The organism is Streptomyces beijiangensis (assembly GCF_017315755.1).
Classification (GTDB): domain Bacteria; phylum Actinomycetota; class Actinomycetes; order Streptomycetales; family Streptomycetaceae; genus Streptomyces; species Streptomyces beijiangensis.
Genome location: NZ_JAFLRJ010000832.1, coordinates 1 through 210, shown reverse-complemented (window position 1 = coordinate 210; position 210 = coordinate 1). Strand labels below are relative to the sequence as shown.

At 74.8% G+C, this 210-nt stretch carries 1 pseudogene; it reads left to right on the top strand.

Annotation, left to right across the window (positions count from 1 at the left end):
- Nucleotides 1-210 (top strand): annotated as a pseudogene (locus J0695_RS39345) (DUF4429 domain-containing protein); the annotation flags it as partial.

The following is a 210-nucleotide window of genomic DNA, read 5'->3' as shown; positions in this document are numbered from 1 at the left end:
CCGGCAAGAAGGGCGGCCGCCTCGACGGCGCCAACGACCCGTATCAGCTGGCCGTCGATGCCGACCGCTCGGGCGTCGCCGAGTACCTGGTCGACGAGGTGCGCAACGCCCTGCTCCTGGACCAGGTGGGCACCGGGCCCGTCGGCCGCTTCCTCCTCCCCGGACCCGCCGTCCCTGTCTCGGCCGCCGCGGGAATGGGGTCTCCCCTGC